Raw genomic sequence first — 14453 nt, 5'->3', positions numbered from 1 at the left:
AAGCTAATTAAAGGACAGCTAATTCATGCAATTTATACAGTTACTACAAGAAAATATGACAATCGCTTTGGTCATATTTGGTCTATTAGGGCTGTGCGTCGGTAGCTTCTTAAACGTGGTAATTCATCGCACTCCATTGATGATGGTATCGGCTTGGCGACAAGAGTGTAGCCAGTTTACGTATGAGCAAGCAGATATGCCGCGTGAGCATACGATGCCACTATTTAATATTGTTGCCACTGATACACCTATTACCTTAAGCCATCCTGCTTCACGCTGCCCGCACTGTACCCATAAAATTAAATGGTATGAGAACATCCCTTTAATCAGCTGGATATTACTACGCGGACGTTGCTCAGATTGCAAAGCGGCTATCGGGCTTCGATATCCTATCGTTGAGCTGGTCACTGCTCTGCTATCTGCACTAGTCATTTATCATTTTGGCGTCAACATGGTAGGGCTGTCGGCATTAGTTTTAGTCTGGACACTGATCGCCTTAACTGGTATCGACTTTGATACACAGTTATTGCCTGACCGCTTGACTTTTCCATTAGCAGGGCTAGGACTGGCGGTCAATTCACAAGGTTGGTTTGTGCCCCCTACTCAGTCGATATGGGGCTTGTTATTGGGATTTTTATCGTTATGGATAGTGGTCAAGATATTTTATTTAATCACCAAAAAGCATGGTATGGGACAAGGCGACTTTAAATTATTGGCAGTACTGGGTGCGTGGCTTGGACCTATGATGTTACCCTTGATTATTCTATTATCATCATTGCTCGGCTCTATCGTTGGGATTATCTTGATGAAAAAACAAGGCGAGAGCAAGCCTTTTGCCTTTGGTCCTTATATTGCCATTGCTGGTATTGTGGCATTGTTATACGGCTCAGATATCGTTAATTGGTATTTAGGTATGTATACTTAAGCAGTAGCCATTTCCCAATAGTTATGTTTAACCTTTCATTGATTACAGTCATTATCCTTCTATCAGTCAGATAAGTCATCATTATGTCAAAATACGTAGCAGCACCTTCAACTTATTCGCATCAGCCGCAAACGCCTGAGCATAAAAGTAAAACATTGGTAGTGGGTTTAACGGGTGGTATCGGCAGTGGCAAATCAGCCGCCAGTGACTGGTTCGCACAGCAGGGAATCGATATTATCGATGCAGATGTCATTGCACATGAAGTGGTGGTCAAAGGCAGCTCAACGTTGCGCAAAATCCAGAGGAAATTTGGAGATTGGGTGCTAAATGCTGATGGTAATATGGACCGCGCCGCTGTACGAACCCATGTGTTTACTTATCCTGATGCTCTAATTGAGCTTGAAGCGATTACCCATCCCGCGATACGCGAAGCTGCAAAAAAGCAATTGGCAGAGAGTACCTCGCCGTATGTGGTGTTGTCAGCGCCGTTATTGATTGAAGCGGCAGAAGCTGGGCTTGCCAATTTATGTCAACGTATTTTGGTGATGGATGCCACAGAAAATACCCAACTTGCACGAGCCAGTCAACGTGATGCGCTAAGTGTGCAAAAAATTGAAGCCATTATGGTCAATCAGCTTAGCCGTGAAGAGCGCAATCGTCATGCGGATGATGTGGTATTAAATGAGAGTGATCTTGCGGCCCTATATGTACAATTAGAGCCGCTCCATCAAGACTATCTTAAGCTTGCCCAGCAGCTAAAGTTCGCTGCCGATTAATCTCATACAAAGCCATACCTGTCGCCACACTGACATTTAAGCTTTGCAAGTTGCCATGCTCGTTGCCTGACATCGGAATATAAACCAGCTCATCGCAGCTTTCTGTTGTCAGGCGACGCATCCCCTCACCTTCTGAACCCATGATAATAGCCGTTTTACCAGTCAGATCTGCAGCATGGATTGGTTTGGCATCGGCATTAAGAGCGGTACCAAACACAAAAACGCCGGCATTTTTAATTTTTGTCAGCGTGCGTGCCAGATTGGTCACGCTAAAAATAGGCATCATTTCAGCCGCGCCGACTGATACTTTGGCAACCGTTGGCGTCAAGCTAGCTGCATGATGTTTCGGACAAATGACTGCATCGACACCCATGGCTACTGCTGTACGCAAACAAGCGCCAAAATTATGGGCGTCCGTAATTTGGTCTAGTACCAGTAACAAACAATCATCTCGACCAGCAAGCGTATCTAGCAAACCTTCATCAGCGAAGCCTAAAGGACGGGCGTTCAGCACTACGCCTTGATGTTGCGGGCTACCACACAGCTGAGTAAGTTTGTCTTTTTGCGTTGGTTGAATACTGATGCCATTATCACGTGCTTGCGCCATAATAGACTGTACATGACTGTCAGTCTCGCGCCCTTGCTGTACAAACAAGCTCAGTCCATCAAGAGGACGGTATTCGAGCAAGGCATCAATGGCATGAATGCCATAAAAATAGGTAGGTTTTGCCATAATAGGCCTATTGATTATAAAGTGGGTATTGCACAGTGTTATAAAAAACATGCAATAAAAATAGAGATGTGTAATTGTAGCAATTAATGACCAGCTTCATCTAAATAATGTCAGCAAAAAAAAGAAATAAACCTGATAAGATTTATTTCTTTGGAATCATTGGCTTTTTGGCGTCATCAATTATTTAACGACAATTTAAGGCGTATTAGCCTTCTAAGTGACAGATATACTGAACGATCTGTTCTGTGCGTAAATTGAAACCGCTATTACCTTCAACCACGAATGACTGTCCTGCGCGGTAGTAGCTGAACTCCTCTTCCCCATTTATTTTGACTTCGCACTCACCGCTAGTGATTTCAATACGTTCAGATGTATTGGTACTAAAGTGATAATGCTCGACCAAATTATCACAAGGCAAGATAACACCTAATGTTTTATGACGACCGTCCTCGAACATAATGGTATGGCTTGAGCAACGACCATCATAGGATATCGTGGCTTGAGCATTGACTGTTACATTAGTAAATTGCGCCGCTGTCATAGTGGCTTCCTTATCAAATAATTATTGCCAACTAAAAAACCAAATTGAATGTGTAGATAAGCAAATGCTTAGATAAGCGTTGTTATATCTACCTTTTACCATCGACTCTAAATCATTTTTACTTTGCTGTGCGCTGATTATAGAATTGATTTATCTTATAGGTTTAAAAATAACCATTTATTACTGATAGTTACTGACACACAGGTTTGTATCATGTTCTACAAGCTAACTGATCTGTCATAGAATGCACGAAAATCTGGTGGTAAGAGTTTATCATTATGTGAGATTATGCTACCACATTATATCTATAAAGTTTGTTACAGCGGCAAGAAAGTTCCGCTTATTATGATGGCTTTAAGTGATGTTATTGATTACCTTTAATATTTGTATTTAAGATTATTTGCCACCATACTATTTGCCAATTGCATTTATCTATGTTGCAGTATGAACTGAACCGATTCATTCCTTTATTTAACCTATTGTAGAGATAACCTCCTTGTACGACATTACATCGTATTTGAGGTTTGTTGTCTGTCATGAGAGGCGTTGATGCTAGTATCATTAACTTTAAATCAGTTTGCGTTAATTGCTCAGCATGAGCTGAGTGTGGCTGAAGGCTTCAATGTCATCACTGGTGAAACAGGCGCTGGCAAATCACTATTACTCGATGCGCTGTCTTTATGTATCGGCGAGCGCGCAGACAGTGCAATGGTCCGGCATGGCGCGGCGCACGCGGATATCTACGCGCAATTTGATGTAGAAAACAATAGTATCATTGCTGAATGGTTTGCCAAAAATGAACGGGCTTTAGAAGAGCCAGATGTATTGATTCGTCGACAACTTAGTAATACAGGGCGCTCAAAAGCATGGTTAAATGGCACACCTGTCAGTTTGGCTGAGCTTAAGAGTTTGGGTGCATTGCTGGTCAATATTCATAGTCAACATGCTCAGCAGGCGCTACTCAAGCCACAATTTGTAGTGCAATGGCTAGATGAAATGGCACAGATAACTTCTCTTGCTACGCAGACCTCAAGTAGCTATCAAGCTTATCAGCAACTTAAACGCCGCGCTGACGATCTCGCTAGCCGTGAAGCTCAGCGCCAAGATCGTATTCAACTGTTGCAAAGCCAGTTAGCAGATATCGCACCGTTATTGGTCGTTGATTATACAGAAGTAGAAGCAGAACACGAAGAATTATCCAATATTGAAGCACTAATGATTGAGGCCAGTCATGGCTTGCATTTACTCGATAATGATACCGATGAGCCCGATATAATGACCTTGCTCGGGCAAGCAATTAAACTATGCGATAATCAAATGAACGTTAGCCAAACCTTTGAGCAAGCCTCAGAACAGCTGCATTTGGCGCAGCAGCAAATCACTGAAGTGACTGGCTTATTGTCAGATTATGCTGAGCAGCAATTGCCTGACCCTGAGCGTTTGCAGTCATTAGACAGTTTAATCAGTTTAGGTCATCGCCTATCACGTAAGCATAACTTGCCAGCGAGCGACTTGATTCATGAAGCAAAAGGCTGGGAAGCGCAATTAGAACAATTAGAAAACGAGCCAAGCAGTGATGCAATGGCGGCACAAATTGAGCAAGCATGGCAAGAGTATATAGCACTAGCAACTGAGCTAAATAAAAAACGGGCTAAAGCTGCCCCGATTGTCAGTAAACAGCTGATTAAGCAACTACAGCCGCTTGCCCTACCTAATGCACGTTGTGAATTCGTTTTTACCAAAAAGACCGATGTCAGCCAATATAATGGACAAGGCTGTTATGATATAGACTTATTATTCAGCGCCAACGTCGGTATGCCAATGCAGCCGCTACACAAAATCGCTTCAGGCGGTGAGCTATCACGTATGGCGCTAGTGATGCAGGTATTGCAAGCGACCAATGCAGATAATAATGCGGCAAAACCTATGCTAGTCTTTGACGAAGTTGATGTCGGTATCAGTGGTGGTACGGCACAAGTGGTGGGTGAGCTGTTGCGCGCCCTTGGGCAAACGCAGCAATTACTCGCCATTACCCACCAAGCCCAAGTCGCTGCGCAAGCGCATCAGCATATCTTGGTACAAAAACACCATGACGAGCAAACTGAAAGTGAGCTTGTCATCTTAACCGAGCGCGCGCAAGTAGATGAACTGGCACGTATGTCTGGTGGTGTTATTATCACCGATGTCACTCGTGACCATGCGCGCAGTTTATTGAGCGATGTTAAATGATCATTGATTGACCACCATAAACACCTTTTTATTGCTAAATCCTTGCTTTAGTTGATTTTTTATTCATTATCGCCATATAGTGGTGTCAGCTCTGTTATTTTACCTTTATTAGTAGGTTGCATTTGTTTCTATGTCCAAAGCCAATTTGACCCATCATTTTTTAATCGCGGCGCCTGAGCTGTCAGACCCACGGTTTGAGCAGGCGCTGATTTATATTTGCCGTCATGATAAACACGGTGCCCTCGGTCTGATGGTCAATCGTCCATTAGAGCAGGCACGCGTGGGAAAACTGCTAGAAGATCTGGATATTGAGGTTACAGACGCACAGGTGATGGAAGATCTGGCATTAGAAGGTGGACCTATGTACCCTGAGGTTGGCTTTGTACTGCATACAGGGCAGCCAGAATGGGCATCGTCTTTTGCGATTTCAGAAAATGTCTGCATCACTACCAGCCAAGATATCCTCAAACGTATTGCAGCCGGTCAAGGCGTTGGTCATTATCAGCTCTGTTTAGGTCATGCCAGCTGGGGTAAAAAACAGCTCGATCGTGAGCTTGCTAACGGCGACTGGCTGGTATGCCCTGCTGATTTAAACTTATTGTTTGATACACCATTTGAGGAACGTTGGCAAATGGCCGCCGATAAGATTGGGGTTAATTTTGATTATTTAAGTAGCGACATCGGTCATGCTTAATCTCATATGCTGAACGAATACAGAACTAAAAATAGGAAACATCCCTTATTATGGTAGATAGCATTCTTATAAAAGACAGTACTGATACTAGCGTTGCTGAGCCAGCGATTAAGCCACACCTTATCTTAGCCTTAGATTATGGGGTTAAAAAAATGGGCATGGCACTCGGTAATAGCTTGACAGAAACGGCGCGTGCCTTTGATATTTTAGCGATGAATAATGGGCAACCTGATTGGGATAATCTACTCGGTATTATCAAGGTTTGGGGCGTGGCAAAGGTAGTAGTCGGACTGCCGTTAAATATGGACGGTAGCAGCTCTATGCTGTCAAAACGCGCACATAAATTTGCCCGTCGTCTGGCACATAGAATCATGGAGCAGCATTTACCTGTCATCGTATCTCTATGCGATGAGCGCCTAACATCGGTCGCCGCGCGTGAGATAGCATGGGAAAATGGCTGGATTAAACATGAGCGCGCTCCGATTGATGATATCTCTGCCTGTATTTTAATGTCGACCTACTTTGCTGATCCTCATAGCAGTATCGCCATCGACGCCATCAAAGCAGATTAATTGAGCATTAGCTTTCTTTTTAATGTCCCATCAATACCTGATATAGTCGGTTCTACATAAAAGAAATACAAATGTTATCAATCACTATTGGGGTTAATTTTCCTTGCTTGCTGTGCATACGCAGACAGAGGCTGCGAATAATTAACTCCAGTAGTTCTGTACCCTTTTAAAAGTGAATTAACTGTACCTCCTCAATCCAAACGAATAAATGACTGATTATTATGACCTCTGTCTCAGACCACTCTTTGCACAATAGCTCACGACATGGTTTTGCACCGCTTGCTATTGCGCGTATCAAAGGCGCCCAACGTGTCAACCAAATAGCCGTCTATCTCATTTATGCCGCTATTATCGCTTTTATGGTTTTTGGCACCATTGCTAGTATCAAAGCCTTTCATGACAATCAGCTCCTGTATCAACTATTCTACAACTTACCTTATGCTTTGGTGGCGCTGACCATTCCACTGACGCTATATAATGCCTTTATTATCTATCGCTATCGTCTCAATCAAACCTCGATGGTTATTATGACCATTGGTGTCTCAAGTATTATCCTGATCGGCGGGCTGTTATTTGCCGATACGGCTTGGTTAGGATTGGCATCGTGGCTCGGTGTGGCTTTTTTATTTAAGGTGAGCTTTAAGCGCTTCTTTAATTTCTTAGCCCTAGCCGACTTACCTGAGAATGACGAAATAACTGAAAATAATAAAATTATTACCCCTACTGATGCAGAAAATACGCCTTTACAAGATTAGTAATAAACAAGTATCCAGCTACCAAACTTATCTATTAGGTTTATAAAACAAAATATGACGACTTCAATATTAGACACGACTATTCACCATCATCTAGATACCCAAGGACTGATTTGTCCTGAGCCAGTCATGATGCTACATAAGACAATTCGTAAAGCGGATGGCGGCGATGTGATTGAGATATTAGCCACTGATCCTGCCACTACGCGTGACATTCCTAATTTCTGCCGGCACTTGGGACATACCCTTGTCCATCAAGAAACGCTAAACGATGCGCCAACCTATCGTTATTTAGTCAAGAAAAAGAGCGCTTAGCGCAATATATAATGCAGAAATATCTTTGCGTTATAAAAATACATCATTCACATCTGAAAGGTAGGTCGCGTGTTAGCAACAGAAATACAGTACGTGCAATGGCACGAAAATGAAACCTTACGTCATGCCCGCTGGTTGTCTCAAAGCAATCATGTGCCGCCTGCGCGTATTGTTGTGGTCGACGACAAAACGACAGCCGATGAGGCTTATCGCTTGGCTTGTGCTGGAACGTCAATGCTGTGGCGTGGTGACTTTAATAATGCAAGGCAACTACTGCAAGCCATCACTCGACGCATTGACCGTGCGAATGAGCGTTCTGAGCAGCGTAAAATTAATAAAGAAGCTAATAAACCTGCTAAGTCCGCTAAATCTACAGATGAGACTTTGGCACCCTCTAAAGACATCCCTAATCTTTTTCATCAGCAACGCCAAGTCCAATCTCAGCGTTCGCGCCTATTAAGCCGATTATTATTAGAGCTTGATGCAGGTTATGTCAGCCAGTTACGCCGCGCCCCTGATGTCAGTGCTGCTTGTACCGCTGCTTTTGGTGAGTTGAATGAGTCATGTCTAATTTCATTTCGTGACCTGCAAGGTGCCTTAGGTGCGGCAGGGTGGCGTGTAAAAGGCGTGGCAATCGAAAATTTGGGTCTATCAATTTTCCCGCATTATGGCGTCTTTGCACCGACTCGTCATGAGTATGTACAGCTGTTGCTCGATGCACCGTTGCCAGCAAGTTATGATGTTGCTTTTGATATCGGTACCGGAACCGGTTTGCTTGCTATTATTCTGGCGCAGCGCGGTGTGAAGCAAGTGATTGCGACGGACTTAAATCCGCGTGCATTAGCCTGCGCTAGTGACAACCTTACACGTTTAGATTTACCTGCAGTGCAATTGCAGCAAGCAGACTTGTATCCGAATGATGCGCCATTGGCTAATTTGCTGGTCTGTAATCCACCTTGGTTGCCTGCCAAGCCAACCTCGCCCTTAGAATTCGCCGTCTATGATGCCAATAGCACGATGTTGCGTGGGTTTTTGCAAGGCGCAAAGCAGCATTTAGCTGAACAAGGAGAGGTCTGGTTGATTCTGTCAGATTTGGCAGAACATTTGCAGTTGCGCAGCCGCGATGAATTATTGGGCTGGTTTGCTAATGCTGGTTTAGAAGTAAAATACCGTCTCGATACCCAACCTAAACACGGTCGAAGCCAAGACGATACTGATCCACTATTTGCAGCGCGTAATGCGGAAGTCACTTCTCTATGGTGTTTAGTAGCTGTTAATACTTAAAGGGTAAAAATGACTTTGCCAAATTTTATTAATTGATAATCAGTTTAAAATAAAAAATATCGTCTATATTAACTCGGATTTTCTTATACCACTACTGAGTATGTCTTATGAGCCGCGACCGTGCCGTACAGCAGCGCCAACCAAAAGCGCTGGCCGTAGATGATGAACAGGCTTATATAACCGAATTTCGTCAAGCAATGCTGGCTCGTGGTTTGGCCACGCGTACCCGTAATGCCTATGTGCGTGATTTGCGCTCCTGCGAATTGACCAATCACGCGGCATTAACGCGTTGGAAGCCCGAAGATGTGCTGCACTGCCTGTCTATTCTTACTCAAGATGGGAAAACGCCGCGTACGCAAGCGCGCATGCTTTCAAGTTTGCGTCAGTTTTATCTGTGGATGATTGCCAGCAACCTACGTGAAGACAATCCTTGTGAGCGTATTAAAAGCCCAAAACTTGGTCGTCCACTGCCAAAAGATTTGGCAGAAGCTGACGTCGATAATCTCCTTGCCGCGCCCGATAGCAGTACTGCGCTAGGGCTACGTGATAAAGCCATGTTAGAGGTACTTTACGCTTGCGGTTTGCGCGTTAGTGAGTTGGTTAACTTGTCTCTTGAACAAGTGAATCTAAACTCAGGCTGGCTACAAATCACGGGGAAAGGCAATAAAACCCGCTTAGTGCCTTTAGGGGAATATGCAGCAGATGCGCTTGAAGATTATTTGACGCATGGACGTGGTGATTTGATAGCCCATTTAAAAGCAGGAAATTGCCAAGCAGTGTTTTTAACTGCGCAAGGTGGCTATATGACCCGGCAAAACTTTTGGTATCTGCTAAAGAAGTACGCCAAAGTTGCCAGTATTGATAAAGAGCTGTCACCGCATACCTTACGTCATGCTTTTGCTACCCATTTACTCAATCACGGTGCCGATTTACGGAGTGTGCAGTTATTGCTTGGACATAGTGATTTATCGACGACGCAGATATATACCCATGTGGCGACGGCTAGATTGCAAAAACTCCATGCTGAACATCATCCAAGGGGTTAGCTTACTGATCTACGAGATATTATTACCAATATAAAAACTTATATATTGAAGTAAAAAAACGGCAATATTATAATAATACTGCCGTTTTTTCATACTTAGTAGAAACGTAAGCTTGCTTATATGCTATAGCGATAATGAGGACAAGCCTGCATATTCTGTGCCTTTTGATAGTACATAACGCTTACTGGTTTCCCCATCCGTTAAGAAGCCACCAAACGTCTGTGATACAGCGCTAAACAGAATAATACTGACAGCAGACAATGCTTCTTCAGCCAACTCTGTGGTATTTAATAGCTCTTTGGCTTTGGCCACACTAATCACAGCACAGCTTTCATTTTCACTAAGACGAGGCTTGCTCTCTTCATTATAGTTTTTATAACAAAAAGCGATAGACACATATTCATCACAACCAGATAGCTCAGCCAGATAAGCTTTATCGATAGTTTTTACTGCTTCCACACATTTGACACCCGGCTGTTTTTTGAGAGGCTTAATACGCTTACTATGCACGATATGAATAAATGTTTCTTGCGCTGGATTTATTTTCGTTTTGATTTTAGACTTCATATTTAAGCATCCTTTCTAATTAAGTAAAGCTTGGTGAGTTTAATCTTAGTAAGCTGGTACAACTCCTAGTATGACCGTAATTCTTCATATCAAGAAGACACTACAATAAATAGTTGACCAATTAGTTAGCTTTATTAGTATTCCATAGCTTCAATAAGGATGCTATAGCATTTACGATATAAATGCGTAAATGGGTAACTTCAACCTGACATAAATCTGATAATGGTTCCTGTCAAATACCCCTCCTTTAGTGCCCATCACAATTTCCACTAATACGTAGCTGCAAATCTTCCCTTTTATCGTTACAATACTCATCATAATGTGCACCCTGTTCATTTGAGCAATGCACCACCTTTTACTTACCTATAATCCGAGAAATCCATGAGCCATAGACCACCTAGCGATCTATTAGAAAAAGCCAAATACTGGCGTGAAGATATTAATTTTCGCGAAGACGTACTCGGCAAGCCGTTTGATTTTGCGACCACGTGGGGTATTTTTTCACCACAAAAGCTCGATGACGGTAGCTTGATGTTACTTGATTATGTGGATTTTCAGGCGGATGATGACTCGATAGATTTGGGCTGTGGCTACGGCGTTCTGGGTATGGCAGCAGCGCGCGAATGTCCTAATGGTCAGCATACTTTGATTGATAAAGACTTTATGGCAGTAGAATATGCACGCCTTAATTGTGAAAAGAATGGTCTAAAAAATGTCGATGTACATTTATCAAATGGCTTTAATCACGTGGCCAAAGACAAAGACTTTAGCCTTGTGATGTCAAACTTACCAGCCAAAGTAGGCAAAGAGCAGCATTACCTTTATTTCCTAGATGCTCATGCGCGTATGCGTAAAGGTGGACGCTTTTACGTGGTGACGATTAATGGCTTACGTCAATTTATGAAACGCTCATTTACCGAAGTCTTTGGTAATAGCGAAAAGGTAAAGCAGGGCAAGACTTATACGATTACCATGGCAACCAAAGATTAAATCCTAGAATCAGACAAATAAAAAGCACGCTAGATCATAAGGATCTAGCGTGCTTTTTTATGGCTAAACTTTTAGATTTACCTCATTTTGAGAGTTACATCTGCCGTTTCAGTAAATATCCACCCAACAATGCACTGGCAATAATTGGCAGTATCACCATCAGTAGTGGCGAAAAGCCCGTTGCTAGTGACACAAAACCGACCAAATCCTGTACATAGCTAAATAGCAGCCCAAACAATAATGCCACGACAATTCGCAAGCCGAGACTGTGCGTACGCAGGGAGCCAAAGACAAACGAGCAGGCGACAATCACTAGTGACAGAATTGATAAAGGTGATAATAGCTTTTGCCAAAACGCCAGCTCATGACTTAAAGAGCGAGTGCCTTGTTGACGCATAAACAGACGATGCTCATAAAGTTGCGTAAGAGATAAATCCTCAGCTTGACGCGTGAGCAAATACACAGACTCAGGGGCAAACGGTAAACTCAATGTGTCTGTGGGCGATATGGCTTGGCTACTTTCAAAGCCTTGATTAATCATCAGTTTGGTCATATTGTTCAGCTGCCACTCATAACGATATTGCTCACTCGGTTTGCTGCTAGCGGTAGCAAGCGCCTCGCGCCCGATATATTTACCACCTTCAGCATGAATGGCGGTTTGCAAGTTACCGTTATTATCTAAGTGCCAACGCTTTACCTGACCGATATTCCCTTTGACATCAGCATAATCGATATACAAGATATCACTACCATCCGGCTTGGCACTGCCGTCTTTTGTATTCTCAAAGCGTGGTTGCACTGTCCAGTAACCACGTACTGAAGTCACTAGCGAGCTGTTATCCTCACTATTAATCTCATTTGCCAATTGATTGGAATACGGCAACACAAACTGGTTAATGAATAATGCTAATACTACAAAAATCATAGCTGGCTGCAATACCCAACTGACGATTCGATAAACGCTAATACCAGCAGCTCGCATGACGACCAGCTCACTGTTATTAGCCAGCAAGCCCAAACCAACGACCGCACCCAATAATGCCCCTGTTGGGGTAAATTGCTCTAAAAAATAAGGCGAGCGATAAAAGATATATCTGATTGCCTCTCCCATCGTATAGCTATCATCTAGCGAATCAAGCTCAGATAAATAAGAGAATACCAGCTGTAATGCCCACAATCCTATGACCGCAGCTATAATCGCTAATAAAGCATTTATCTTAACGTAGCGGCTAAGCACTTTGAGGTTAGTCGGTTTTGGGCTAAGTAGCGATTTAGCATTTGGCGAATTCGGCTTCGATGATTTAGAGAATAGAGCACTCATTAGGATTGTCCTCCTTGTGAGCTACTATTTTGATTGTCGGTAACCGTCAAAAGCTCATTCTCTGGCTTGCGAAAGCGCAATCGGTGCTGCACGCGGCTACCCCAATTCATATACAGTGCCAATGCCATAAACCCTAAGATGAGCCATGCATAGGCCCACACGCTTACACTGCCTTTACCGACAGCATTTTTGAGCGAGATGATACCGAGCGCGCAGCTGACAAACAGTAAAATAGAGGGAAATAGGCGTAACCAACGACCTTGACGTGGACGAACTTGCGCTAGTGGTACGGCGAGCATCGGCGCAATAATCATCAGCCATGGTAACGATAAACGATAACCAAGCTCGCCTTGGGCCGCACGCATGGCATTATTACTGCCCACTTGCGCATTGCCTGTTGCCGCTTGCCATAACGGTCCAATCGCTTGCGTCTCGATATTGTCTTCAGTGATGACTTCTTTAGACGACTCCGTCAAGGTAATACGATAGCGATCAAAACCTACTTGATTGTATTTCAAGCTACCAGCCCCGACTTCATAACGGCGACCTTGGAACAAATCCAATTGGGTTACGCCACTATTGCCCGTATCTACTTGTTCAGCACGTTTGGCAAGCGTAATCGTGTCTTTGCTAATATTATTATTGGCAAGCGCTGTGGGCAATTCTGGAATATTAAGCTGTTCGGTAGTTTCGACATCGATGTTATTTTCAAGATCCATGGCACTATTTTTAGCAGTATTATTTTTAGCCCCACTGCCCTTTTTTTCAGGCTCAGACTGAATCAATATCACATCTTGTAATTGTTTTTTATCATCACTTAAACTGCCCACATACAGATGATAATTGCCACTGCTGATAAATTGATTGGGGCGAATTAAGTCAAAGGCACTGGTCAACGCTTGCTGTTGCCAGACATTCTCAGATGAACGCACGCCCCATGGCTTACCAACGATGGATAATGCTGCCTCACCAACGAACAATGCCAAAATCAATGGCGTCATCAAGCGCCCAAGCCGACCGCGCGACACGCCACTGGCATTAATCACTGCCATTTCTTGGTCAACATATAGGCGCCCAAATACCAGCATTAGGGCAATAAAGAACGCCAATGGCAGGATAAGCTCTAAGAAATACGGTAGGTTATAACCAATGATGGTAAACAGCAAACCGATGTCTAAATTACCTTCAGCTGCGATACCAAAATAGCGTATCAAACGTCCGCCAAGCATCATCACCACTAAAAACCCCAAGACTAATGCGGTCGTTGAGGCAACTTGTTGGGTCATATAGCGGCGTAATATCACAGTAGGCACTCTTAGCGGTTGTAGAAGTTGGCGTTCATGCGGTTCATCGCGACTGTATTGATAAGGACAGTTAAGCTTGACCAGAGACGATAGACATAACCGCTAATGCTAGCATATTTCTAGAAAAAATAGCGTGGAAATGTGTTTGGAAACATTACCTAGCCGTTACCAATAACGCATTTAGTACTCACTCATCAACAGGGCTAAATGGGGACGTAACTGCGCTATTTAAAACCTAATCGCATTATATAAGATATAAGCGCTTTAACTCAGACATCACGAGTAAGTCTCTCATACATGCTTTCTAACTGAATTTGTGTACTGTACGTATCACGTACTGAATACTATCAGCATTAGTTGTTAGTATTTAACGTTAGTTAACATTCAAAATTATTTAAGAT

At 43.3% G+C, this 14453-nt stretch carries 15 protein-coding genes; 10 read left to right on the top strand and 5 right to left on the bottom strand.

The window, feature by feature from the left end; genetic code table 11:
* Nucleotides 1-25: 25 nt before the first annotated feature.
* Both H0262_RS00775 and coaE read left to right on the top strand, forming a co-directional pair.
* Nucleotides 26-925: an A24 family peptidase gene (locus tag H0262_RS00775; RefSeq protein ID WP_181209342.1), complete on the top strand. Its 900-nt coding sequence runs from the start codon at nt 26-28 to the stop codon at nt 923-925.
* An 83-nt stretch (nt 926-1008) separates the two neighbouring features.
* Nucleotides 1009-1701 (top strand): dephospho-CoA kinase, encoded by a 693-nt coding sequence (gene coaE / locus H0262_RS00770; protein ID WP_181209341.1) that lies wholly within the window; start codon nt 1009-1011, stop codon nt 1699-1701.
* Here the strand turns inward: coaE and rlmB are convergent.
* Nucleotides 1664-2434 carry a 23S rRNA (guanosine(2251)-2'-O)-methyltransferase RlmB gene (gene rlmB, locus H0262_RS00765; protein WP_181209340.1) on the bottom strand — a complete coding sequence of 257 codons (771 nt, stop codon included), beginning with the start codon at nt 2432-2434 and terminating at the stop codon, nt 1664-1666. The genes coaE and rlmB overlap by 38 nt on opposite strands.
* Before the next feature lie 205 nt (nt 2435-2639).
* Complete coding sequence (locus tag H0262_RS00760) at nt 2640-2975, bottom strand: pyrimidine/purine nucleoside phosphorylase (protein ID WP_011512439.1); 336 nt, start codon at nt 2973-2975, stop codon at nt 2640-2642.
* A gap of 549 nt (nt 2976-3524) precedes the next feature.
* Between H0262_RS00760 and recN the strand changes: the two genes are divergently transcribed.
* The 7 genes from recN to xerD all read left to right on the top strand — a co-directional run bounded on the left by recN (nt 3525) and on the right by xerD (nt 9870).
* Entirely contained in the window at nt 3525-5204 is a 1680-nt protein-coding gene (recN, locus tag H0262_RS00755) for a DNA repair protein RecN (protein WP_181209339.1), read from the top strand.
* Nucleotides 5205-5334: 130 nt separating this feature from the next.
* Entirely contained in the window at nt 5335-5898 is a 564-nt protein-coding gene (locus tag H0262_RS00750; RefSeq protein ID WP_011512437.1) for a YqgE/AlgH family protein, read from the top strand.
* 50 nt (nt 5899-5948) lie between these two features.
* Entirely contained in the window at nt 5949-6470 is a 522-nt protein-coding gene (gene ruvX, locus H0262_RS00745) for a Holliday junction resolvase RuvX (protein WP_181209338.1), read from the top strand.
* A gap of 221 nt (nt 6471-6691) precedes the next feature.
* Nucleotides 6692-7225: a hypothetical protein gene (locus H0262_RS00740; protein WP_181209337.1), complete on the top strand. Its 534-nt coding sequence runs from the start codon at nt 6692-6694 to the stop codon at nt 7223-7225.
* A 54-nt stretch (nt 7226-7279) separates the two neighbouring features.
* Nucleotides 7280-7540, top strand: coding sequence for a sulfurtransferase TusA (tusA, locus tag H0262_RS00735; protein ID WP_020442453.1), 261 nt, complete (start codon nt 7280-7282; stop codon nt 7538-7540).
* Between the two features lie 69 nt (nt 7541-7609).
* Entirely contained in the window at nt 7610-8824 is a 1215-nt protein-coding gene (locus tag H0262_RS00730; RefSeq protein ID WP_181209336.1) for a class I SAM-dependent methyltransferase, read from the top strand.
* Nucleotides 8825-8931: 107 nt separating this feature from the next.
* On the top strand, nt 8932-9870 hold the full coding sequence (gene xerD, locus H0262_RS00725; RefSeq protein ID WP_181209335.1) for a site-specific tyrosine recombinase XerD: 939 nt from the start codon (nt 8932-8934) through the stop codon (nt 9868-9870).
* Between the two features lie 123 nt (nt 9871-9993).
* Here the strand turns inward: xerD and H0262_RS00720 are convergent, their stop codons facing one another.
* Nucleotides 9994-10437 carry a hypothetical protein gene (locus H0262_RS00720; protein WP_181209334.1) on the bottom strand — a complete coding sequence of 148 codons (444 nt, stop codon included), beginning with the start codon at nt 10435-10437 and terminating at the stop codon, nt 9994-9996.
* A gap of 381 nt (nt 10438-10818) precedes the next feature.
* Between H0262_RS00720 and H0262_RS00715 the strand changes: the two genes are divergently transcribed.
* Complete coding sequence (locus tag H0262_RS00715; protein WP_020442451.1) at nt 10819-11427, top strand: class I SAM-dependent methyltransferase; 609 nt, start codon at nt 10819-10821, stop codon at nt 11425-11427.
* 94 nt (nt 11428-11521) lie between these two features.
* Here H0262_RS00715 and lptG read toward each other — a convergent pair whose 3' ends face one another.
* Nucleotides 11522-12748, bottom strand: a complete 1227-nt coding sequence (gene lptG / locus H0262_RS00710; protein ID WP_181209333.1) for an LPS export ABC transporter permease LptG — start codon at nt 12746-12748, stop codon at nt 11522-11524.
* Nucleotides 12748-14034 carry an LPS export ABC transporter permease LptF gene (lptF, locus tag H0262_RS00705; RefSeq protein WP_011512428.1) on the bottom strand — a complete coding sequence of 429 codons (1287 nt, stop codon included), beginning with the start codon at nt 14032-14034 and terminating at the stop codon, nt 12748-12750. Before lptF ends, lptG begins: the two co-directional genes overlap by 1 nt.
* Nucleotides 14035-14453: the final 419 nt, after the last annotated feature.

This window comes from Psychrobacter sp. D2 (assembly GCF_013608135.1).
Classification (GTDB): domain Bacteria; phylum Pseudomonadota; class Gammaproteobacteria; order Pseudomonadales; family Moraxellaceae; genus Psychrobacter; species Psychrobacter cryohalolentis.
The sequence above is the reverse complement of the archived record's forward strand: the minus strand, read 5'-3'. Positions and strand labels throughout refer to the sequence as shown.